General features: G+C 52.1%; 22 protein-coding genes and 1 riboswitch. Of the genes, 9 read left to right on the forward strand and 13 right to left on the reverse strand.

Annotated elements, in window-relative coordinates:
* Positions 1-9: 9 nt before the first annotated feature.
* Positions 10-828, reverse strand: coding sequence for a flagellar motor protein MotB (gene motB / locus PGL01S_RS25900; RefSeq protein ID WP_127497803.1), 819 nt, complete (start codon positions 826-828; stop codon positions 10-12).
* On the reverse strand, positions 815-1,612 hold the full coding sequence (motA, locus tag PGL01S_RS25905; protein WP_127497805.1) for a flagellar motor stator protein MotA: 798 nt from the start codon (positions 1,610-1,612) through the stop codon (positions 815-817). The genes motB and motA overlap by 14 nt, the downstream gene beginning before the upstream one ends.
* A 169-nt stretch (positions 1,613-1,781) precedes the next feature.
* On the opposite strand from motA, the gene PGL01S_RS25910 reads away from it, so the two are divergent.
* Entirely contained in the window at positions 1,782-2,075 is a 294-nt protein-coding gene (locus PGL01S_RS25910; protein WP_127497807.1) for a hypothetical protein, read from the forward strand.
* A gap of 24 nt (positions 2,076-2,099) precedes the next feature.
* Positions 2,100-3,338, forward strand: a complete 1,239-nt coding sequence (locus tag PGL01S_RS25915; RefSeq protein WP_127497809.1) for an EAL domain-containing protein — start codon at positions 2,100-2,102, stop codon at positions 3,336-3,338.
* 5 nt (positions 3,339-3,343) lie between these two features.
* Here PGL01S_RS25915 and PGL01S_RS25920 read toward each other — a convergent pair whose 3' ends face one another.
* On the reverse strand, positions 3,344-3,862 hold the full coding sequence (locus PGL01S_RS25920) for a GNAT family N-acetyltransferase (RefSeq protein ID WP_127497811.1): 519 nt from the start codon (positions 3,860-3,862) through the stop codon (positions 3,344-3,346).
* A 106-nt stretch (positions 3,863-3,968) separates the two neighbouring features.
* On the opposite strand from PGL01S_RS25920, the gene PGL01S_RS25925 reads away from it, so the two are divergent.
* Positions 3,969-5,186, forward strand: coding sequence for an MFS transporter (locus PGL01S_RS25925; protein WP_127497813.1), 1,218 nt, complete (start codon positions 3,969-3,971; stop codon positions 5,184-5,186).
* 114 nt (positions 5,187-5,300) lie between these two features.
* Here PGL01S_RS25925 and PGL01S_RS25930 read toward each other — a convergent pair whose 3' ends face one another.
* The 3 genes from PGL01S_RS25930 to PGL01S_RS25940 form a co-directional block, all read right to left on the reverse strand.
* Entirely contained in the window at positions 5,301-5,768 is a 468-nt protein-coding gene (locus tag PGL01S_RS25930; RefSeq protein WP_012772118.1) for a C40 family peptidase, read from the reverse strand.
* A gap of 5 nt (positions 5,769-5,773) precedes the next feature.
* Positions 5,774-5,930: riboswitch (cyclic di-AMP (ydaO/yuaA leader) on the reverse strand.
* A 310-nt stretch (positions 5,931-6,240) separates the two neighbouring features.
* Positions 6,241-7,062, reverse strand: a complete 822-nt coding sequence (locus tag PGL01S_RS25935) for a hypothetical protein (RefSeq protein WP_127497815.1) — start codon at positions 7,060-7,062, stop codon at positions 6,241-6,243.
* Between the two features lie 97 nt (positions 7,063-7,159).
* Positions 7,160-9,166: a M1 family metallopeptidase gene (locus PGL01S_RS25940; protein ID WP_127497817.1), complete on the reverse strand. Its 2,007-nt coding sequence runs from the start codon at positions 9,164-9,166 to the stop codon at positions 7,160-7,162.
* Between the two features lie 103 nt (positions 9,167-9,269).
* Between PGL01S_RS25940 and PGL01S_RS25945 the strand changes: the two genes are divergently transcribed.
* From PGL01S_RS25945 to PGL01S_RS25965, 5 genes are all read left to right on the forward strand, one after another.
* On the forward strand, positions 9,270-9,791 hold the full coding sequence (locus PGL01S_RS25945; RefSeq protein ID WP_127497819.1) for a YwhD family protein: 522 nt from the start codon (positions 9,270-9,272) through the stop codon (positions 9,789-9,791).
* Positions 9,792-9,865: 74 nt separating this feature from the next.
* The gene (locus PGL01S_RS25950; RefSeq protein WP_127497821.1) at positions 9,866-10,489 is read left to right on the forward strand and encodes an RNA polymerase sigma factor; all 624 of its coding nucleotides are present in this window, start codon (positions 9,866-9,868) and stop codon (positions 10,487-10,489) included.
* A complete protein-coding gene (locus tag PGL01S_RS25955) occupies positions 10,486-11,043 on the forward strand; it encodes a zf-HC2 domain-containing protein (protein WP_127497823.1) in 558 nt (185 codons plus the stop codon). The genes PGL01S_RS25950 and PGL01S_RS25955 overlap by 4 nt, the downstream gene beginning before the upstream one ends.
* A 33-nt stretch (positions 11,044-11,076) precedes the next feature.
* On the forward strand, positions 11,077-12,225 hold the full coding sequence (locus PGL01S_RS25960) for a hypothetical protein (protein ID WP_127497825.1): 1,149 nt from the start codon (positions 11,077-11,079) through the stop codon (positions 12,223-12,225).
* Positions 12,222-12,854, forward strand: coding sequence for a hypothetical protein (locus PGL01S_RS25965; RefSeq protein ID WP_127497827.1), 633 nt, complete (start codon positions 12,222-12,224; stop codon positions 12,852-12,854). Before PGL01S_RS25960 ends, PGL01S_RS25965 begins: the two co-directional genes overlap by 4 nt.
* A gap of 50 nt (positions 12,855-12,904) precedes the next feature.
* Here the strand turns inward: PGL01S_RS25965 and PGL01S_RS25970 are convergent, their stop codons facing one another.
* From PGL01S_RS25970 to PGL01S_RS26000, 7 genes are all read right to left on the reverse strand, one after another.
* Positions 12,905-13,630 (reverse strand): peptidylprolyl isomerase, encoded by a 726-nt coding sequence (locus PGL01S_RS25970; protein WP_127497829.1) that lies wholly within the window; start codon positions 13,628-13,630, stop codon positions 12,905-12,907.
* 120 nt (positions 13,631-13,750) lie between these two features.
* Positions 13,751-14,083, reverse strand: a complete 333-nt coding sequence (gene cyoD / locus PGL01S_RS25975; protein WP_127497831.1) for a cytochrome o ubiquinol oxidase subunit IV — start codon at positions 14,081-14,083, stop codon at positions 13,751-13,753.
* Between the two features lies 1 nt (position 14,084).
* Entirely contained in the window at positions 14,085-14,711 is a 627-nt protein-coding gene (gene cyoC / locus PGL01S_RS25980) for a cytochrome o ubiquinol oxidase subunit III (RefSeq protein WP_127497833.1), read from the reverse strand.
* Positions 14,712-16,688, reverse strand: a complete 1,977-nt coding sequence (locus PGL01S_RS25985) for a cbb3-type cytochrome c oxidase subunit I (protein WP_127497835.1) — start codon at positions 16,686-16,688, stop codon at positions 14,712-14,714.
* 21 nt (positions 16,689-16,709) lie between these two features.
* Complete coding sequence (cyoA, locus tag PGL01S_RS25990; protein WP_127497837.1) at positions 16,710-17,663, reverse strand: ubiquinol oxidase subunit II; 954 nt, start codon at positions 17,661-17,663, stop codon at positions 16,710-16,712.
* A 222-nt stretch (positions 17,664-17,885) separates the two neighbouring features.
* A complete protein-coding gene (locus tag PGL01S_RS25995) occupies positions 17,886-18,194 on the reverse strand; it encodes a hypothetical protein (protein WP_174806602.1) in 309 nt (102 codons plus the stop codon).
* Between the two features lie 127 nt (positions 18,195-18,321).
* A complete protein-coding gene (locus PGL01S_RS26000; protein ID WP_127497839.1) occupies positions 18,322-20,415 on the reverse strand; it encodes a transglycosylase domain-containing protein in 2,094 nt (697 codons plus the stop codon).
* Between the two features lie 151 nt (positions 20,416-20,566).
* Between PGL01S_RS26000 and speE the strand changes: the two genes are divergently transcribed.
* A complete protein-coding gene (speE, locus tag PGL01S_RS26005; protein WP_127497841.1) occupies positions 20,567-21,394 on the forward strand; it encodes a polyamine aminopropyltransferase in 828 nt (275 codons plus the stop codon).
* Positions 21,395-21,460 lie beyond the last annotated feature (66 nt).

Genomic DNA, 21,460 nt, shown 5'->3' on the forward strand with positions numbered 1-21,460 from the left:
AGACGTTTCTCACTGCTTAGGCGTTGCAGGAATTTGCTGCACCTTGCTCGAATCGACATATTTACGAATGATCGATACTTCAACCCGGCGGTTCTTCGCCCGTCCGGCCGTTGTATCATTGGAAGCTACCGGACGGTATTCGCCGTAACCGATGGCACTGAAGCGTTCCGGCTTCAGCTTGTTATTCTCCAGAAGCACGTCCATAAACCGGATCGCCCTGGAAGAGCTCAGATCCCAGTTGGATTTGAAGTTCTGCGTCCGGATCGGCTGGTCGTCGGTATGTCCGGATACGACAATCTCATAGCCGGTATAAGGCTCCAGCATCTTGGAGATATTGGCTGCCAGCTCCTTCGATTCCGTCTTGAGAGCATCACTGCCGGAAGCAAATAACGCATTGTCGCTAATCGTAATCATCAGCTGGGATTGATTAAGCTTCGTTTCCAGCTCAGAGGACAAGCCATTTTTCTTTATATACTGGTCCAGCTGCTTCTTCAGCTTTTCCAAATCTTCCTGTTCCTTTTTGATCAGCTCTTGAAGATTGGACTCCGTATCCTCATGCTGATCCTTGCTGGTCTTCTTCCCGTCATCGATTTGCTGCTGCGGCTGCTCGCCCGACTTGATAACCGACGGATTGTCCATGATACCGGCCCCGGAATTGAATGCAGCGCTGAACGCCTCGCTCATCCGTTCGAACTTTCTCGCATCCGTGGAGCTCGCCGCATACAATACGATAAACAGCGCGAGAAGCAGCGTCAGCAGATCGGCATAAGGGATAAGCCATGATTCGTCGATATGTTCATCGTGATCGTCGTGCTTACGCTTTTTCACCGGCGCCAGCCTCCTTCTCCCTCATAGCCGCCCGTTCCGTTGGGGTGAGGAATACAGACAGCTTCTGGTTAATCGCGATCGTGGATACGCCGGATTGAATCGAGAGCAGGCCTTCTACCATCATCAGGCGAAGCTGCACTTCTTTCTTGGACAAACGCTTCAGTTTATTCGCAAGCGGATGCCACAGGACGTAACCGGTAAAGATACCGAGCAGCGTTGCGATAAAGGCGCCGGCAATGGAGTGGGCAAGAGTCTCCATATCGTCCATGTGGCCAAGCGCGCCGATCAGACCAACTACGGCACCGAGTACGCCAAGCGTTGGAGCGTAAGTGCCGGCTTGCGTGAAGATCAAGGCACCGGCTTTATGGCGGTCTTCCGTTGCGGAAATATCCTCGAGCAGGACATCACGGACGAAATCCTGGTCATTCCCGTCAATAATCATGCGCATGCCGTTGCGGAGGAAAGTATCTTCAATATCCTCGACCTTGGCTTCCAGGGCAAGGAGGCCTTCGCGGCGGGTAATCGAAGCCCATTCCATAAAGCTCTCGATCAGCTGCTCGCGAGGCATCAGCGGTTGTTCCTTGAAGGCGATCTTGAACAGCTTGCCGACCTTGGAAAGCTCCGACATCGGGAAGGCGATCATAATCGAAGCGATGGTCCCGAGGACGATAATCATATAAGCGGCGGGATTTAACAGATTGCTAAGAGCGGCACCCTTCAGCGTCATACCGACCAGTACCGCTACGAGTCCTAATATAATACCGATAATTGTAGAATTTTTCATCATGCACCCCGTCCAGTACGTTTTCGACAAATCTCTAGTACTTATATCGACAAGTTATCGTACGGAAATTAGACTTTCAGAAATGATTTAAGAGAGAGAGCGTTAATTTTTGTGAAAATGCGGTAAAATGAGTATAGAAGATAATTATGGTAAAGGTGGTTGACCTATAGTGGGAGTTAGACATGCAAGAGAGTATGCAGATATATTGAAAGAACTGACGGAAGCGGTTAGCGAAGTAGAAGGAAGCTACACGTTTTTCGAGATGGAAGAAGAAGAGTGGGCGGCGCTTGGGGCGGACGACCGGCATGAAGTCATGGAGGCGCTTGCCGACGATGTGTTCTTCGGGCTTGGCGAGCAGCCGGTAATCGAGGTTGGCAGAGGAGCGATTACGTACCATCCGAAGCATCATGTCATTGAAGTGTCGCATGGAGACAACGTGACCCGTATGATTCGGCTGACATAAAGGCAACAAAGGGAGAGCGTGAGCGTGACGAACGATTGCTTATCAAATACGACGTTACCGCAGACGCTGCAGCTGGATGGCGAGCAGCTGTCTGCTTTCTATCAGCCGATCATTGCTCTTGATACGAGAAAAGTGGTTGGTTACGAGGTGCTGGGGAGAGCCTGCAAGGACGATGCCGTCCGCAGTCTGGGGCCGTTTTTCTGCGACGCCTCCGTACCTGTCGAAGATCATATCGCGGTTGACCGGATTTTGCGTGAACAGGCTTTTCGGAAAATAGGCGAAATTCCGCAGCCTCCGATGCTGTTTATTAATTTGAAGCCGAACTGGATGCACCGGGGCGTGCAGTCAGGGGAGATATACACCTTATCTCTGCTGGATAAATATCGGATTGATCCCCGCAGAGTCGTGATAGAGATTACGGAAGAAAGCTTTAACGGCGAGATCGAGGAGCTGCGCGAAATTATCGATTTGTACCGCTCCAAGGGCTGTCTGATTGCGATTGACGATGTTGGCAGCGGCTTTAGCGGGATGGATCGGATTGCCCTGATTCAGCCGAACATTCTGAAAATCGACATTCATATGCTGAAACGGAGCGCGAGTCACGACGGCTATCTGGGTACGCTCCGTTCCCTCTCCGCGCTGGCTGACCAGCTTGGGGCTTCGCTGCTTGCCGAAGGCGTGGAGACCAAGCAGGATTTGGCGAGAGCGATCCAAGCGGGAGTCCGGTACGTACAGGGCTTTCTGTTCGCGAAGGCCGAGCCGGAGTTCGACGAGCCGTCCCGTTTTTCGGCCCTGCTGGAAGAAGAACTGGAGGCGCACCGCCAGCTGCAGCTCTATTCGGAGAACTACTGGAGCTATTTGTCGGACAGGCTGTCCGGCAAGATCGACCGGATTGGTCATCTGGAGGAGCTGGAGGACGAGGATAATGAATGGATCGTCCGGCTGCTGCAGGAACTGGAGAACAACAGCATCCGCGTCTACCTTTGCAGCGAAGACGGCATCCAAATCTCCTCCAACTATTCGAGAAGAGAAGACGGAAGCTGGCGGCGGGAGGACGAATACTGCGGGGCCAACTGGAGCTGGCGGCCGTATTTCGTTCCGAATGTCGTTCAATTAAACGAGAACCGCCGCTCCATGGTTTCCCGCGCCTATACCGATCTGGATTCAAGGGCATGGATCCGGACGGTATCGGTACTGGTGAAGCCCGGCATTATTTTGTTCGTTGATATGAAAGATCCCGCGCCTGATTATTACCGGTTATAGGGATATTAAAGAATAGACTGGTACACCATACAATGGAACTCGGCCGGCCCTTGCGGCGTTGGCCTTACATACGTGTCTTCAATGGCAAAGCCGGCCCGTTCGTAAGCGCGAATGGCCCGCGTGTTCCAGGTTAGCACCTCTAGGTCAATGCTGTTCTGAGGGGCTCGGCGAAGAGCTTCGCGGATCAGCAGCCGCAGAAAGCCGGGGCCGATGCCTCTTCCGCATAAAGCGGGATGAAGGCTGAGACCGAGGCGGGTAACGCCAACAATGGGAAAGAATTGGGCGAACCCGATCAGTTCCCGGTCGCGATTCACGACAGCAGCATATTGCATGCGTCGCAGGACGGGGTCGCCGAATTCGATCTCGTCCTTTTGCATCGTATCCCATGCCGGCCAATGGTAAAGATCGTAAGGCGATTCGTATTGCCATTCGCAGATTTGCCGGGCATGATCGATTTCCATCGGCTGGATAGTCATGTCCTCCAGTGATGGTTTATAATGTACCTCATCAGTAAAATTAGTCATGGATCTACCCTCATTAATAAGAATCTATAAGTTTCTTTCCATTATAACATTTCGGTAATCGACTTCATGAGGATTTGGCGAAGGACAACGAAGGAGAACTTTTACGATGCGGAAATTAATAGCGCTTGGCTGTTTGTCTTATCTCGTAATTGGATTAGCTCATGTTGTGGGCGGGTCGGTAATGGAGCAGATGCTCGATAAATACGGTTTGTCTTATGACGACGGCGGGCAATGGATGATGAATCAGTTTTTTGGTTTTTTGGTGGGCGTATTGCTGTCCCCGTTTATTACGTCCAAGCTGGGCAAAAGAGGGGGAGTGCTTCTCTCGCTTGGTCTCCTGACGCTTGGCGAAGCGGCTTACAGCCTTACTCCCCACTCCTGGGGACTGATGCTGTTCATCGCCTTGTTTGCCGGGTTCGGCTTTGGCATGACGGAATCCGTCATTGGTGCCATGGTCATTGATCTGGCGGAAGAAAGCGGCAAGGCCAACGCGATGACCAAGCTGGAAACGTTCTTTGGAATCGGCGCTTTCCTGATGCCAACGATGGCAAGTATATTGATCCGATACGATGTATGGCAATTATCTTTCCCGATACTCTCGGCACTAGCCGGCATTACCTTTATCCTATGGATGACGATCTCGTTTGGGCCAATCGACGACAAGATCGGTTTTCATGCCAGAGGGAAGAAGGCGTCGGCGGAGCGGGAAGCTGGCGAACCGCGTCCACAAGGATGGTTCGGTTATAAGAGAGCTTCGCTTCCGTTCCTGCTGCTGTCGGCGTTATTTTTCGTCCTCTATGTTGGCGTGGAAATGAGCTTCTCCAATTATCTGCCTTCCATTATGATCGAACGCTCCGGCATGTCGGAGGCGAATGCTCCTTCTTCGCTTAGCCTGTTCTGGGGCACGATGATCCTGGGGCGTCTGTTCGCCGGACGGCTGGCGGATCGTGTCGGATACATGCGCTATCTGTTTGTTGCAATTGCCGGAGCCTGCGTCGTTATTCTTGCGATGGGGGCCGTTGGGCAGTTAAGCGGCATGATGGTTCTTGTCGGACTAAGCGGATTGTTCTTCTCCGGCGTATTCGGGATTGCTCTCGTATTCGCAAACGGATTAATTCCGGGGATGACCGAGCGGACAACCAGTCTGCTTGTCGCTTGCGGAGGCGTAGGCGGGGCGATCTTCCCGAAGCTGACGGGATGGATGATGGACAACTATGGTGCGGACCGCACGGTCTGGATTCTTGGAGCTTTCCTAATTGCAATGTTTGTCGTATTGCTTGCGATGCTGGCGCTCGGCCGGAAGCAGCAGACGGCAGCTGCCTGAATAGAGTAGCGGGAAACAATAAAGCCGCATGCGGTTTGTCCGGTGGGACAAGCTGCATGCGGCTTTATTGTAGGAATCCTGCCAATCCGCCCCGATGGAAGCGGCTGCTTGATTCTATTGTTCGTCGGCATATTTATCAAAAGTGCTAGGGTCCATGACACGTCGAGCAGTCACATACCGGTTGACATAATAAGAGTCACTAAGGTTGCTTATCGTAACGCCCTTGCTGGACGATGCATGAGCAAACTTGCCATCTCCTACATAAATGCCGACATGAGATACACCACGACCGTTCGTGTTGAAGAACACGAGATCTCCGGCCACTAGATCGCTTTTTGCGATCTTCTTACCTGTTTCAGATTGCGAAGTGGATGTACGAGGAAGATCGATGCCCATTTTGTCGAAAACGTAAGAAGTAAATCCGGAGCAGTCGAATCCTTTCGTGGATGTTCCACCTGCAACGTACGGCGTGCCAATCAAGTTGCTGACAATGCCGTCCATTTTGGAGTCTGCGAAAACGCTTCCAGCCTGAAAAGCCAGCATTAGCGCAAGTCCAAGGAGTAGTGCTGTAACCTTTTTCAAAGCGGTAAAGCTCCTTCCAATGCCGACGAGGTTAGCTGTGGGGTTCGGTTGAAGGATCCCTATGACTTCTCGGGCGCCGATAGAATCATTCGGACGTCGAAGTCAATTCACCCAGAGGTGGTTCCCCCGTTTCCAGTACAAGGAATTAGGCAGTTTGTTTTATGTACTTGGTAACTATTCGGTAATTTTCGTTTATCTCCTCCTCTATACGGCAATTTCTAATAATTCTCATGCAACCTTTTGACTAATGGAAGCGGAAAAGCTTGTATCCTGCGGTTAATAGTCTTCATGTAGGGCGCGCAGACTAGCAGAGAAGCACTATAAAGATTTACTAACTCTTTACTATGTGGTTTTGCTAGCCGATATGTTGATTTATTTGGAGAATGGCGGACGAGCGAGCCCGAAAAAACGCGAAAAACCCGCGCTGCGACTAGGTCGCAGGGCGGGCTGCTTCTATAATTATGAGAAAATTTTAAACTTCCTTTGATCTTAAAATGTCGTATTGGGAGGCTAGAGTCCATACTTTCATAAGGGTACGGACAAGATGATAGCCTTGGTGGACAAGAAGGGCGATAAAGCCGGCCCATACGAGGGAGAAGCCGCTGACAAACAATCCGATTCCCGAGCCGATCGCCCACATGAGAAGCGATAATCCGGCAAAAGGCAGAAGATGCTTGACTGCTGTGCCAAGAGATTGGAAAATGCCGCCGGTCTTGCCGCTCGTTGCCCCGAGCTGCATGGCCAGGAACAGCAGATGGAGCAGGATGCCCCATAACAGCCAGCCACCTACGGCAGGAAGGGTCTGCTGCAGCAAGGCTCCGATCGAGCGGCTGTGAAGCAGAGCCTCAAGCCCCTTTGGCGCCAGCCACCATGCGGGAGCAAGAGCAAGAATCGTCTCGATCCAGTACAGTAGGGTAACCGGCTTCCATGCCCGGCGGATACCTTGCAGGAACTGCGTTCCTCCCGCATCGGTCGCATGCTGCAGGGAGTAGAGGAGCCCCGCGTTAAACAGCGGAGAGAGCAGCATTCTTGCGGCGAATAAGCCGCCAAGCAGCCACAGGTACGGAGTAAGCAGGTCCGTCTTCATAATCTGGAACTGCGCTTCGCTCAAAAATAGCTGGACGGCCGCTTTGGACGGGGAGTGATCCGGGAACCGCCGCAGCAGCGGCGCAACTACCGAATCGATAAACCGGTATAGGAAGAATCCCCACAGCAGCTGGTACAGGAATAGCAGAATAACGATATAGAAGTGCTTGATCGTAAGCCGCCAGCCTTGCCTCATATGATTTTTCATGGCTAATCCTCCTAAAATGGCGAAGCAATTCTTAGCTACCACATAACCTACCTCTAGACGCGGTCGCTCTTCTTCGAATTCTTCGATAGAGGTTTTCTCACCAGCCCAGTAATCCGAGCAGACCTTGAATGACGTTGGAAGCCCCAAGACTCCAACGGGTACGCGTGACCTCGGATAAATCGGCCTTCATATAGTCGTTGATATGCTTATTGTCGAGCACGTTTGTATGCTGCGGATCGACAGCCACCCATTCGAGCGGGGAGCTATGGACAACTTTGTACTGAATTTGAGCCTCCGTCGGATCCCAGGACTTCGGAACAATGGTGCCGTCCTTGAACTTCAGGACAATCGGAACCGTACCGTTATAGCCGCCGTTGCGCTGAAGAGAGACAACCGATTCATACATCCGCGTTCCATCCTGCTCGACCGGATGGACAGTAATGGACTCTACGGATACGTCCGCCATCTGATTGCCGTAGACATATTGGTCGAAGTAATTGGCCCACTTTTGTTTGGTAACCTGCTCGACAACTCGCTGGAAGTCGGTGGTGGTTGGATGCTTGAACTTATATTTCTGGAAGTAGGTTCGCATAATCTTCTGCATCATTTTCTCGCCGACCTGCTTCTCGATGCCAATCAGCACAAGCTTTGCCCGCATGTACACATTCTCGGCATAGACGTTATTGCTCGGATATGCCCAGGATGGCTGCTTGAGCGGAGCGGGGGCCGTCATATAGCTCGCTTCCAGCGGCAGGTTGGCTTCGATGCCGTATTCGCTGGCCATAACCTTGTCTTCCGCATAGCTCGTAAAGCCTTCGTCGAGCCAGGCTTCTTCGAATTCATTAGAGGCTACCATGCCGTACCAGTATTGATGCCCGACCTCATGCACAACGGTCCTCTCGAGACTGTAGCCCGGATTGTCCGTCTCGGCGGCGAAAGCCGTGACGAGTGTCGGATACTCCATTCCGCCGGAGCCATTAGCTCCTTTGGGAGGGACTACAACCGATAAGGTCGAGTACGGATACTCGCCATACCATTGCCCATACTTGGAGAGCGCGGATTTGGCGGCATGCATATACCGGTCCTTCAATTCCTCATGTGCGGGATCCAGATACAGCTTAATGCGCACACCCGGAATGCCGGGGCCGGATAACGTGTCTTCATAATAGATAAAGTCGGGAGAGGCGGCCCAGGCGAAATCATGCACGTCATCGGCGTAGAACTGATAGAACGCCCGGTTGCCCTTTTTCTCTACTGCCTTCGTCTGAAAGCCCGTTGCTGCAACGGTATAGGATTCCGGCACTTGAATGCGGACGGAATAAATGCCGAAGTCGCTGTAAAACTCGGAGTTGCCGTGGTACTGATGCGTGTTCCAGCCTTCTGTGGTGCGGCCTCTTGTCCCCGCTGTCTCGTACACGGCCAGCTTAGGAAACCATTGGCCAGCCATCACGTAATTGCCGGAGTAGCCCATGCGCGCGAATACTTCGGGCAGCTTCACCTCAAAGCCCATCTCGAGGGTAACCGACTTGCCGGGGGCAACCGGTTCGGGCAGTTTAAGCTTGGCCAGCGTAAAGTCATTCGGATTGTTGTCATCGGGCTGAACATAATGCAGCCGCGGAAGCAGGCTTTCCCCTTCCGTCGTTTCCAGCGTAAGCAGCTTCATATAGCCCTGGCTTGCTTCGGTTGCTTTATCCGAGCGCAGCTTTCCGCCGGATTCCTTCATAAACGTGGTTTTGTCCGACATGAAGGCGTTCGGATAGAGGTGGAAATACAGCTCGGACACCGTCTTTTTGCCGGGGTTCGTCCAGGTGACGGTCTGCTGGCCGTCGAGATACCGGATATCGTCGCGAAGCGATACGTTGATATGGTACTCGGTGATTCGCTTGCTAAGCGCCTGCGGTTTCGGAGCCACGTTGTCAGGTTGGGACGAGGCAGGCGGCTTGGCCGATTTTGGCGCAGAATCGGTCGCTGCTTTGGCGGCAGGGGCGAGAGCATAGGTATATTGGGATTGCCAAGCGCGGCCGAAGCCCTGCTGGATGGAGAGGCCGAGCAGGACGGCGGTAAGCGTAAACAGCAACAATCGTTTGACGTAGCGTGGAGACATGATACAATTCCCTCCCGTGACAAGCATCTACAGCATGTATATGTTTGCTTTTCGCGGATTATTAGCTAAAATGGAATTATTGTACGGGGAAGGTGGAAGAGCGATGACGGAACAGCAAGGACAGCCGGCAGAGCCGGAAAAAAAAGAGAAGAAGTCCCTCTCTCTTAACGTAGTCAGCAACAAACAACATAAAGGCTTTGGAGCCGGAACGATAGATTTAAGCGCAGTATCCTGCGTTATTATTGATAATGGCGTAGCCTATATCGATGACGGGGCGATGCATGCGAAGAGCAAGGTGGAGCGGGGCATCAAGTTCAGTCCGAATAAAGAAGACTGCCCGAACGGCCGCAAATGCTGGATCGTATGGACTGCCGTGGAGCGGGGCGAGACAGGTTCATATTATGCTGGGGCTACGGCCTGCGAGATGTGGATCGATACCGAAGCGCGCCGCGGCTGGAAAATTCTCGCCGATCACGTGAACAAGCTGGATGCCGCGATTAAACGCAAGTACAAGCTTGAAGAGCTGGATGCGGAAGAGAAAGCGGCTTACCGCAAGCTTCTGGCCGAACATAATGAAGAATGGTGGAATAATTCGCCGGAAGAGCTTAAGGAAGCTTTGGCGTAAGCAATGAATTCAATAACCGGGGATCGCAAGGCGGATGGCCGCGCGATCCCCGGTTTTTTTCTTGAAAACTTTTTTTGAAGCATGCGCAGGGATGGAGAGCGCAGCTGTCGTCTATTATAACGGGAAGGGAGGAGAGCGAGATACAAGACGAACAATGGATCACGGCCATCAAGAACGGCGGTCCTGCGGCGTTTCAGATTTTTGTAGACGAATATGGGCCTTATATCTATCGAACCGTGTTTGCTGTTATCCGTTCGCCGCATGATGCGGAGGACGTGACGCAGGAAGCGCTGCTGCAAATCTATCGCTCCCTCCCGGAGTTCCGAATGGACGGCTTCAAGACGTGGATTACCCGCATAGCCGTCAATAAGGCGATTGATTGGAAGAGAAGCCGGATGCGCAAGCCCGAGGAGCTGGTGGGCAGCTTGACGGGGCTTGAGGCGGAAGGGATGATTACGGAACGCGGGCTGGCCGTTGAGACGGCGGTTATAGACCGCGAAGAGCAGCGGCAGGTGCGCGAGCAGGTGGAGCAGCTGCCGGACAATTATCGGGAAGTCGTGACCGCTTATTATATGGAGAACAAATCGTACGAGGAGATCGCGGTTCAGACCGGACTTGAGAAAAAAAGCGTTGAGTCGAGGCTCTACCGGGCACGTAACTGGATCAAGCGGCATTGGCGGAAGGAGGACTTCGAATGAATGAGCAGGAGTGGAAGGAACATGTGACGGCGGCAGACATGACCGCTTATATCCATGATGAACTCGCTGAACCTAAGCGGGAGGAGATCGAGCTGCATATCGCGGCATGCGAGCCGTGTATGGTGCTTTTTATGAATGCGATAGAGGCATCGGAGGCTCGGGAATCGGATCCGGCATCTGATGGAACGGCGGAGGCAAGGGCCGTCATTCCGGATATGAAAAAGCTGGGGAAGCGGGTTGTCGGTATTCTGCTCGCCGAGTCGGCAAGAAAGAATCCGGTTATGCGGGCGGAGCCTGCCCGCCGCCAGTCTTTCCTTCAGCGTCCCGTTGTTCACTTTACCGCCGCAGCGGCCATTACGCTGCTGTTGCTTGGCACAGGGACGTTTAGCGGGCTTTCGGCTAAGCTGGGGGAGATGGACTCCCATTCCGCCAATACAGAGCAAACCATCGAGAAGGACGCCGAACAACCGCCGCAAGGTCCAACGTGGTCCGACCGGATGGTCACGCGTACCTCCTCCTGGTTCGATAAGCTGGAGAATGACCGTTTTAAATAAGGAAGAATGATGATGGGGGAGAGGAAAGACGAAATGTCAAAAAATCCGATAGTCGCTTTATTGCTGTCCTTTATTCCGGGCGTCGGGCATGCCTATCTGGGGCGCCCGTTTCGCTGCCTGCTGTATGGAGGAGGGTTCTTTGGCTCCTTAATGCTTTTGTTTATTGCTGTGCAATCCGGGGACGGAGGGGATATTGGCCTCTTCTTCTTATTCACGGCCGCTCTCAGCTGGCTAATTAATATGATCGATATGGTCGTGACGCTGCTGTCTCCAAAGCCGCCTGCGGCGCCTTACAGCGAGCGGGGAGATATCCCGTTTGATCCGGGTTACATGGCATACGAGCAGCAGCGGGAAAAGACAAGCACCGTCATGCTCTCGCTTATACCGGGTCTTGGCCATATGTCGCTTGGCCTCATGCAGCGCGGCATTACATTCCTGGTTGCTTTCCTTGGCCTGTTCGCGGTTGTGGTATTTATCGGTGTCGTGACGAATACCGCCGCTTTTCTGGTATTTCTGCTGGGGCTGCCGGTGATCTGGATTTACAGCATCTTTGATGCGATTCAGCAGCTTCACAGGAAGCAGCGCGGAGAGGAGCTTAGCGACCGTCCGCTGTTCGAGGAGATCGAGAACCATATGGGAACCGGCCGGAAAAATAAAGTGCTTGCCGCAATCCTGTCGCTTTTCCCGGGAGCGGGGCATCTGTATTTGGGCTTGCAGAAGCGGGGCCTTCAGCTGATGGGCGGTTTTCTTATCGCTATCTATTTGATGGATTCTCTGCGGCTGTCGATTTTCTTGTTCCTGATGCCGCTGCTCTGGTTCTATGCCTTCTTCGACTCCATGCAGCAGATGTCGCGATACGAAAGAGGCGAGCTTCATGACGAAGCGGTAGTCGCTCAGCTTGCTCCTTATCAGAAGTGGATCGGGATTGGCCTTTTGCTGCTCGGCATTTATTATTTGGGTGACCGGGTAATGGGCGGCTATATCTCGCAGACATGGCCGGGAATCTATGCGGAGTATGTAAAATTGAAATATAATCTGCCAACCGCGATCGTCGCTTTCCTGATGATTGCTCTCGGTTTCCGGCTAGTGTTCGGCAGCGGCAGCAGAAAATCCTACTCGGCACCGGCTCCTCTTCCGCCTCATCCCGCGGAGATGATGAGAGAAGAGGAGGGAGACCGATGAGAGAATGGCGGGTAGGTTCGCTGTCTATGGGCATTACGCTGCTCCTGATCGGTGTTTCCATTGCCATATCGATTTGGAGCGGTACAGATGCGCTGAATACGCTGCTATGGGTAGCGCCCGTCGTATTTATCCTGCTTGGAGCGGAGCTTCTCCTTCACCTCAAGCTGTCGGGGAAGGAACGGCCGGTTATGCGTTACGACTGGATGAGTATGTTCTATGTGGCGGTTATCGGGGCGGGCAGCCTGCTTATGGCGTCTTTTACTTCGACGGGATTGCTTGGGGAAGTACGGGATCAGCTGCAAATGACGGAGCGTACGGCTATCGTTCAATCGGATCCGGTAAAGGTACCGGACGGTATCAAGAAGATTGTCGTGCAGTCGCTTCGTCCGATCCAGCTCGACCAAGGAGAGGTTCGCGCCGTGCAGCTTCTCGGGCAAGTGCAGTACTGGGCGCCCAAGCCGCTCAAGCAGCCGGAGAGGATGGTTGCCACCAGCACAGTAGGCAGCACCATGTACGTACTTATTAATAGCTTCGAGCATAAGGATGGATCTATTGGTTCGGAGAACATCAATCAGGAGCTGACGCTTGTTCTGCCGCAGGAGATAGAGGTAGAGAAGCGGGGTTTCTAATACGGTTGAAAAAAGGCAGTTCCTCATTTGTTGCGAGGAACTGCCTTCTATCATTTATTCACCTTTTCAGGCTCGGCAAAGGTCATGCCTTTTGTATCGACAGTCGCTTTCTTAATCGCCATCGGCTTAACCGGACGGGAGCCTTCGCCCGTCTTCTCGGTTTCCTGGTTGACGATCTCATCCACCGTGTCCATGCCTTCGGTTACTTTGCCAAATGCCGCGTAATCGCCGTCGAGCGACGGTGCATCGGCAACCATGACGAAGAACTGGGAGCCTGCGGAATCGGGATCTCCGGAGCGTGCCATGGAAATGACGCCGCGCGTATGGAGCAGATCGTTCTGGAAGCCGTTGCTCATGAACTCGCCCTTAATGCCGTAGCCAGGGCCTCCCATGCCCGTGCCTTCGGGATCGCCGCCCTGAATCATAAAGCCGGGGATGACGCGATGGAAGATCGTGCCGTCATAGAAGCCTTTTTTCACAAGCGATACGAAGTTGTTGACGGTATTTGGAGCAATCTCCGGGTACAGCTCAACCTTGAAGGTCTTTCCGTTATCCATCTCGACCGTCACGACCGGATGCTTGTCGGAGCCAAGCAGCTTGTCCGGCTGAGGCGGCTCTGTTGCTTCCGGCGTTGCCGTTGCGTTAGCGGCCCCGGAGCCGCTTGTGGCGTTATGGTTGGAGCTGGTCTTGCTGCCGCCGCCGCAGCCGGCAATGACGAGCAGCAGCGCTGCCGTAAGCAGTACAAGCACAGGCAGACGCATATTGCGTTTAAACATCGTAAGAATGCCTCCTCTGAGGGTGTTGTCCTATCGTTCTATACGTAATCATACCATAGCGTTCGGAACGAAAAAAAGCCCGGGTGCTTCTCGAAGGAGAAGACCCGGGCTTCTTGCTTTTTAACCTACGGTGTTGTAAGCCATAATCCAGATCGAGCCTGCAATAATCGTGACCAGGATGACAAGACCGAAGATAAGCGCCATGACGTTGTAACGCGGCTTCTTCTCTTCGCGAAGATGCATGAAGAAGAAGAGCTGAACGACGAACTGCAATACCGCCATGATCAGAATAAAGATCAAAGTTGGCGTTTTGTCCATCAAATCGTTCAATACGACAACAAGCGGCAGAATCGTAAGCACAATGGAGATAACAAAACCGATGACATAGGATTTCATCGAGCCATGGGATTCATGCTCGTCATGCCCGTGTCCATGCGTGTTATGGTTGGCCATCCTACATCACCCCCATCAAGTAAACGACCGTGAGGACGAAGATCCACACAACGTCAAGAAAGTGCCAGTACAAGCTTACAATGGTAACTTTGCGTTTGGTAACCGAATTGATACCGTGTTTGCCGATCTGAATCATCAGGCCGACCATCCAGCAAAGACCAACCGAAACGTGAAGTCCGTGAGTTCCTACCAAGGTGAAGAATGCGGACCAGTAACCGCTTGTACCGATCGTAACGCCTTCGTCGACCATTTTGATAAACTCGGATACTTCAAGGAAAATAAACGATGCGCCGAGAAGGGCCGTAATGATCAGCCAGCCGATCAGGCCTTTTTTGTTACCCTTATGCATTTGAAGAACAGCGATACCGCTGGTAAAGCTTGATGTTAACAAGATAAACGTTTCGGCGATTACGCCAGGCATTTCGAACATCTCATGCGGCGTAGGACCGCCGTTTGTGCTGTTGTGCAGGACGGAGAACGTCGCGAACAGCGTACCGAACAAGATAACGTCGGTTATAAGAAACATCCAGAAGCCAAGAACCTTAATCGATTCATGATCGTGATGATCATCATGGTGGCCGTGATCGTTATGACCATGGCCGCCATGAGGCGTCACTGTGTGTGCCATTTACCGTACCCCCTTTAATGCTGCTTCCGTACGTTCAATCTCGTCAACCGGAATGTAATAATCCGGGTCGTAATCGAAGGAACGGGCGAACAGGCAGCAAGCAACGCCGATCAGGCCAGGAACAATCATCCAAGTCCAGTGCCATACAAAGCCAAAGCCGGCGATGAAGAAGAACACAGACATAATGAACGGAATACCCGAGTTTTTCGGCATATGAATCGGTTCCAGCGGACCAGGCGCTTTAGGCTGAATACCTTTCGCACGGCGCTGTTTCTCTTCCCACCATTCATCCGAGCTTGTAACCTCGGGAAGATGCGCGAAGTTGTACATTGGAGCCGGCGATGGAATCGACCATTCGAGCGTACGGCCTTCGCCCCATGCGTCTCCGGATTTTTCTTTCTTCAGGAACTTGATGCTGTGCGCGATTTGCCACACTTGGAAAATAAAGCCCAGACCCATGATGAAGGCGCCCACCGTCGAAACGATGTTAAGCGGCTGCCAGCCAAGGTCGAAGTTGTATTCGTTGAAACGACGCGTCATACCCATCAGACCAAGCGCGTACTGCGGCATGAAGCAGACATAGAAGCCGATATTCCACAGCCAGAAAGCCCATTTGCCAAGGCCGTCATGCAGCTTGAAGCCGAACATTTTCGGCCACCAGTAGTACAGGCCTGCGAAGTAACCAAATACAACGCCGCCGATGAGCACTTGGTGGAAGTGCGCAATCAGGAAGTAACTGTTATGGAACTGGAAGTCAGCAGGCGCAACCGAGAGCATAACCCCCGTCATACCGCCGACGACGAAACACGGTATAAAGGCAATGGTCCAGAGCATTGGCTGGCTGAAGGTGATCCTTCCTCGGAACATCGTAAACAGCCAGTTGAACACTTTTACACCGGTCGGTATGGCAATGAGCATCGTCGTAACCGCGAAGAACGCGTTGACGTCGGCGCCGGAGCCCATGGTGAAGAAGTGGTGAAGCCAAGTAAAGAACGAGAAGAAGCTGATCGACATAAGAGCGAATACCATGGATTTGTAGCCGAACAGTTTTTTCTTCGAGAAGGTGGATACGACATCCGAGAATACCCCGAAGGCCGGCAAAATAACGATATATACTTCCGGGTGACCCCACATCCATATTAAGTTGACGTACATCATCGGGTTGCCCCCGCCGTCAAGCGTGAAGAAATGAGCGCCCAAGTAACGGTCGATGAACAGAAGGAACAGCGTAACCGTCAGAATCGGGAATGCGAACATGATCGTAATCGAAGACGACAATACGGACCAGGTGAACATCGGCATTTGCATCAGCTTCATGCCCGGCGCGCGCATCTTCAGGATGGTGACAACGAAGTTGATACCGGACGCAAGGGAACCGATACCGGAGATCTGAATACCCCAAATATAGAAGTCTTGGCCGAGACCAGGACTGCCGGAAAGCTCGGACAGCGGCGGATAAGCCAGCCAGCCCGCATCAGGCGAACCCCCGATAACGAACGATACGTTGAACAGCATGGCGCCAAAGAAGAAGAGCCAGAAGCTGAGAGAGTTCAGGTAAGGGAACGCTACGTCGCGCGCGCCTATCTGGAGCGGCACAACGATATTGAATAAACCGAACATGAGAGGCATCGCCATGAACAAGATCATGATAACGCCGTGGGTTGTAAAGATCGCATTATAGTGGCCTGCATGCAGGAACTCTAATTGCGGAACGGCAAGCTGAGTACGGATCAGAAGGGCGTCTACGCCCCCGCGGAACAGCATGAGAAGCGCTGCGATAACGTACATAATACCGATTTTTTTATGATCGACGGTTGTCAGCCATTCGGTCCACAACCAGCGCCATTTTTTAAAGTAAGTCAGAGCAATGACGATCGCTACCATGGAAAGACCAATGGAAACCTGGGCACCCAGGATGAGCGGATCGCCGGTGATGAAAAAGTCATTCATCAGGAAATCCCAAAATTCTTTAAACATAGTGCATCTCCTTTCCTTACATTATGATTTAGCTTCATCAGTAGTGGTAGGCGACTGCGTGTCATGCCCGCCCTCTGCATCATGAACAGGTCCTGATTTCTTTCCGGAGTTCGGAGCGTCAATACCGTTCGGGCCAACATATTGCATAACGACTTGATCGAACAGGCCTTTAGGGAATGCCGAGAAGGTTTGTTGCTCGGACGAACCCGGCAGCTTCAACTCTTTGAAGCCTTCTTCGGTAAGAGCAGGCGAAGTTTGTTTCACGCTGTCTACCCAAGCACGGTAATCCGCATCGGAAGTTGATTTGACGTTAAACGTCATTTTCGCGAATTGCTCGCCCGTGAAGTTTGCGCCCATTCCAAGGAAGTCGCCAACCTCGTCAGCTTGCAAATACAAGGTCATAGCCATGCCGCTCATCGCGTAAATCTGGCCGCCGAGCTGCGGAATCCAGAAGGAGTTCATCGCTTGGTCCGCCGTTACGCGGAAGCGAATCGGCGTATCCTCCGGAATTTGAAGATAGTTAACCGTGGAAATGCCTTCATCCGGATAAGTGAAAAGCCATTTCCAGTCGAGCGATGTTGCTTCGATTGTAATCGGCTGTTTAGCCGACTCAAGCGGTTTGCTTGGCTCGAGATCATACGTGTATTTGATCGTCACCGTCGCCAGAATAGCGATAATGATAATAGGGATCGCCCACCAAATGGTCTCCAGCTTTGTGCTGTGCTCCCAGTTAGGCTGGTAGCCTGCTTTGTTATCTTTCTTATCGCGGTAACGCCATACGATAATCGCAGTCAGGATCAGGACCGGAACGAGAATGATCGCACACAGCCAGACAGTGATCCAGATAAGATCTTTTTGCGATTCGCCGATTGGCCCCTTAGGATCGAGGACAACGTATTGGTCGCTGCAGCCGGACAGCATAACGGCTATCAGCATAATCATCAACGGAACCAGAAAGCGAATGTACTTTCTCATGATTTGTTTCAACTCCTCAATATTGCTTCTTGTCATTAAGATTAGCAGAAGTCGCTCAAAATAACTGCTGGCTTAACAATTACGACAACAATTCGTCTTTTTTCTGTAAAAGAAAGTTCACTATATTGACAACTGTACCTTTTTTCCTTGGAAATAAAACACAAAAAAGCCGCCTCCCGTCAATATTGACGGAAAGGCGGCTTTTTAAAAGCGAATTTGGCTTTACAAAATCGGATTGGATGGATCATCGTTTTGTTCGTCTTCTTTTGCCTGATGGATTCTTGCATGGACCAGACCGATAGCTGTGCCGATCGTATAAATAAATACGCTGCCAACAAGGCAACCTACGCCAATCATCAAAGTTGTATTCTTATCGCTAAAGTGGCTGATTTTGATTAGGCATAACAACACACCTACTGTCAAACATGTCCATGCAAATATAGTCATTAGAGTAACAAGACGTTTCACGCTAGCAGCTGTTACTTCCGAATCCGACTTTACATTGCTTACCGTTGCAGTTTTCGTAGCCATCTGAAACACTCCCATAAAGTTTGTAAGTGCTTACTTCTTGGTTCTACTATACCACAGTATATGACGTTTGTTCAAAGAAATTTCACTTTTTGATCATATTTCGGACAAATTTGTATTCCAGGACATGCTAATTCTTCCACCAGCGCTTCAAATCATTCCACCAGGTTCGGCTGTTATCCTTGATCGCGTTGTCCGCAGGGGCATCTTTCGCCGCAGGTCCGCCGCAAACCTCGGTAGGCTCCGTGCCCGCCACAAAGGACTCAAGCCGTTTGCTCGCGCAGGAGGCTGCTGCTAGTTTGCCGCTCGCCGGATCAACGTATACGTTAACAACGCCGTCCGGAATCGGAAAGATCTTAGGCGGTATGGCAGATAGCGCCTGCTCGGTAAACTGGGCGAAGATTGGAGCAGCGCGGTGCGCTTCGGTCACGGTCAGCTTGCGGTTCTTGTCATACCCTACCCAGACGGCGGTCGCCAGCTCCGGGGTATAGCCGACCAGCCAGGCATCCGTTGAGGTGGTTCCCGTCTTGCCGGCAACCGGTCTTTTAATAATGGAAGAAACCCGGTTAGCCGTGCCGCCTCCTTCGAACACGCTCTCCATTAGACTGGTCATCACGTAAGCTTCGGCAGGATTAATAACCTGTTCTTCGTGATGCTCCGCTTCATATATAATGTGTCCGTTCTTATCGGTGATGCGCAGGATCGCAACAGGCTCTACCTTTACGCCGCCGTTTGCGATAACGGAGAATGCGGAGGCCATCTCCAGCGGACTAACCGGGAAGGTGCCAAGCGCCAGGGAAGGAACCGGGTTCATCGGGCTTGTAATGCCCAGCTTGCGTGCCGTCTCGATTACGCGGTCGGCGCCCACCGTCATAATGGTGTTCACGGCGTATATGTTATCCGAGCTCGCAATCGCCGTGCGCATATCAATGAAGTCGTTAAAGTATTTGTCGTTATAGTTATGCGGCTCATACTTTTTTCGTCCTTCATCGTAGGTAAAGGCGGTTGGCTCGCTCTTGAACCGGGTGACCGGCGTCATAAAGCCGCTGTGCAGCGCCGTCAAATACAGCACCGGCTTGAACGAGGATCCGGGCTGTCGGGTTTCGGCAAGCGCCCGGTTGAACTGATTCGTCTTATAGTCGCGTCCGCCGACCATTGCTTTTATATACCCGTTGCGCGGGTCAATAGAAACAAGCGCCGCCTGCTGCTCTTCGCTGCCGGCAAGGCCGTTCTTGACGGCATCCTCAGCGGCGCGCTGCGCGGCAGAGTCCAGCGTGGTATAGATCGTAACGCCGCCTTCATTAAATAGCTGCTCATTGATGCCCAGCTTGTCGACGGCTATGTAACGGATATAATCACGGAAATAGGGAGCAAAACCCGCCTGCTCGCCGGAGCCTAGCGGCTGGAAGTTCAGGACTTCCTTATAAGCCGCGTCGGCTTGCTCCTGCGTAATGTCGCCGGATTCGGTCATGGCATGCAGGATGTTCAACTGCCGGTCTTTCGCGTTTTTCATATCCATAAACGGCGAGTAGTATTTGGGTCCCTTCGGAATGCCGGCCAGCATCGCGCTTTCCGCAAGCGTTAACTGCGAAGCATGCTTTTTGAAATACAGCTGGGAAGCCGCTTCAATTCCGTAGGCGCCATGACCGTAATAGATCTGATTCAGGTAAAGGCTCAGAATCTCATCCTTGGAGTAATTCATCTCCAGCTGGACCGTATACATGGCTTCCTTCAGCTTGCGCTGCCATGTCTTCTCGTGAGTGAGATACAGGTTGCGGGCGAGCTGCTGCGTCAGCGTGCTGGCTCCCTGCTTGGCCGACATGGTCTCCACGTTGACCAGAACGGCACGGGCCATTCCTTTCATATCAAACCCTTTGTGCTCGTAGAAGCGGTGGTCTTCGATCGCCAGAGTCGCCTCCACCAGGTAAGGGGAAATTTCTTTGAGCGGTACGGAGCTGCGATTCTCTCCGGTATGGAACGTATCGATTACCTGCCCCTGCAGATCAAGCATGCGGGAGGATTGGCTAATCGAAGTAACCGGAAGAGATTGAAACTTTAAATAGAGGAGCATGGACACGATGCCAAGCACGACGACAGCGGAAACGGCTGCGGTTAAGCGCAGGCTTTTTTTGAACCTCATAACATGAGGAAGAAAACGTTCGGTTATAATAGGAAAAGCATATTTGCGGCGCGGCTTGCCCGGCCTGATCTGCTGCTTCTTCATGATGGTGCTCCCTTCGCAAGAACGACCTTTTCCTTAGTATGGAAAAACGCGGGGGCCGATATTCATGGAAGCGAGCAGAAAAGGTTGATTTTTCGCCCCGAACTACTATAATACATGGTGAACCATTGACGGAAAGAAGGGATTTATCGAAATGGAATTGTGGTATACGGAAAAACAAACCGAGAACTTCGGCATTACGGCGAAGATTACAAAGACGTATGTAAATGAACAAACTGAGTTTCAACAGCTCGATATGATCGAAACGGAAGAATTCGGCACCATGCTGGTTCTTGACGGTATGGTCATGACTACGGTTAAAGATGAGTTCGTGTATCACGAAATGGTAGCCCATCCGGTACTCTTCACGCATCCGAACCCGGAGCATGTGCTCGTAGTAGGCGGCGGCGACGGCGGCGTAATCCGTGAAATTATGAAGCATCCGAAAGTGAAGAAAGCCGTTCTCGTTGATATCGACGGCAAGGTTATCGAGTATTCGAAGAAATACCTGCCGACTATCGCAGGCGAGCTGGACAACCCTCGCGTTGAAGTGCTCGTAAATGACGGCTTCATGCATATTCATGATCATAAAAATACTTACGATGTCATCATGGTGGACTCCACGGAGCCGGTTGGCCCAGCGGCTAACCTGTTCACGCGCGGCTTCTACCAAGGCATCTACGAAGCGCTGAAGGAAGACGGCATCTTCGTGGCTCAAACCGACAACCCTTGGTTCAAGGCCGATCTGATTCAAAGCGTAAACAAAGACGTGAAGGAAGTATTCCCGATCGTTCGCGTATACGGCGCTAACATCCCGACTTACCCAAGCGGTCTGTGGACCTTTACAATGGGCAGCAAGAAGTACGATCCGCTTGAAGTGGACGAAGCTTCCATCGCTGATATCCCGACGAAGTACTACACTCCGCGCCTTCACAAAGCGGCATTTGTTCTGCCTAAATTTGTTGAAGATCTCGTGAAGTAATATTTAATAGTAACGTTTCATGCGAAGAGACGACCTTCTTCCGCGGCTTTCAATAAGCTGCGAATT

Source organism: Paenibacillus glycanilyticus NBRC 16618 (assembly GCF_004000805.1).
Lineage (GTDB): Bacteria > Bacillota > Bacilli > Paenibacillales > Paenibacillaceae > Pristimantibacillus > Pristimantibacillus glycanilyticus.

What these genes read in the sequence shown, in the direction of transcription:
- motA (WP_127497805.1), bottom strand. Translation starts at nt 1,612, where the DNA reads ATGAAAAATTCTACAATTATCGGTATTATATTAGGACTCGTAGCGGTA.
- PGL01S_RS25920 (WP_127497811.1), bottom strand. Translation starts at nt 3,862, where the DNA reads ATGACTAATTTTACTGATGAGGTACATTATAAACCATCACTGGAGGAC.
- PGL01S_RS25925 (WP_127497813.1), top strand. Translation starts at nt 3,969, where the DNA reads ATGCGGAAATTAATAGCGCTTGGCTGTTTGTCTTATCTCGTAATTGGA.
- PGL01S_RS25935 (WP_127497815.1), bottom strand. Translation starts at nt 7,062, where the DNA reads ATGAAAAATCATATGAGGCAAGGCTGGCGGCTTACGATCAAGCACTTC.
- PGL01S_RS25940 (WP_127497817.1), bottom strand. Translation starts at nt 9,166, where the DNA reads ATGTCTCCACGCTACGTCAAACGATTGTTGCTGTTTACGCTTACCGCC.
- PGL01S_RS25945 (WP_127497819.1), top strand. Translation starts at nt 9,270, where the DNA reads ATGACGGAACAGCAAGGACAGCCGGCAGAGCCGGAAAAAAAAGAGAAG.
- PGL01S_RS25955 (WP_127497823.1), top strand. Translation starts at nt 10,486, where the DNA reads ATGAATGAGCAGGAGTGGAAGGAACATGTGACGGCGGCAGACATGACC.
- PGL01S_RS25960 (WP_127497825.1), top strand. Translation starts at nt 11,077, where the DNA reads ATGTCAAAAAATCCGATAGTCGCTTTATTGCTGTCCTTTATTCCGGGC.
- PGL01S_RS25965 (WP_127497827.1), top strand. Translation starts at nt 12,222, where the DNA reads ATGAGAGAATGGCGGGTAGGTTCGCTGTCTATGGGCATTACGCTGCTC.
- PGL01S_RS25970 (WP_127497829.1), bottom strand. Translation starts at nt 13,630, where the DNA reads ATGTTTAAACGCAATATGCGTCTGCCTGTGCTTGTACTGCTTACGGCA.
- cyoD (WP_127497831.1), bottom strand. Translation starts at nt 14,083, where the DNA reads ATGGCCAACCATAACACGCATGGACACGGGCATGACGAGCATGAATCC.
- cyoC (WP_127497833.1), bottom strand. Translation starts at nt 14,711, where the DNA reads ATGGCACACACAGTGACGCCTCATGGCGGCCATGGTCATAACGATCAC.
- PGL01S_RS25985 (WP_127497835.1), bottom strand. Translation starts at nt 16,688, where the DNA reads ATGTTTAAAGAATTTTGGGATTTCCTGATGAATGACTTTTTCATCACC.
- cyoA (WP_127497837.1), bottom strand. Translation starts at nt 17,663, where the DNA reads ATGAGAAAGTACATTCGCTTTCTGGTTCCGTTGATGATTATGCTGATA.
- PGL01S_RS25995 (WP_174806602.1), bottom strand. Translation starts at nt 18,194, where the DNA reads ATGGCTACGAAAACTGCAACGGTAAGCAATGTAAAGTCGGATTCGGAA.
- PGL01S_RS26000 (WP_127497839.1), bottom strand. Translation starts at nt 20,415, where the DNA reads ATGAAGAAGCAGCAGATCAGGCCGGGCAAGCCGCGCCGCAAATATGCT.
- speE (WP_127497841.1), top strand. Translation starts at nt 20,567, where the DNA reads ATGGAATTGTGGTATACGGAAAAACAAACCGAGAACTTCGGCATTACG.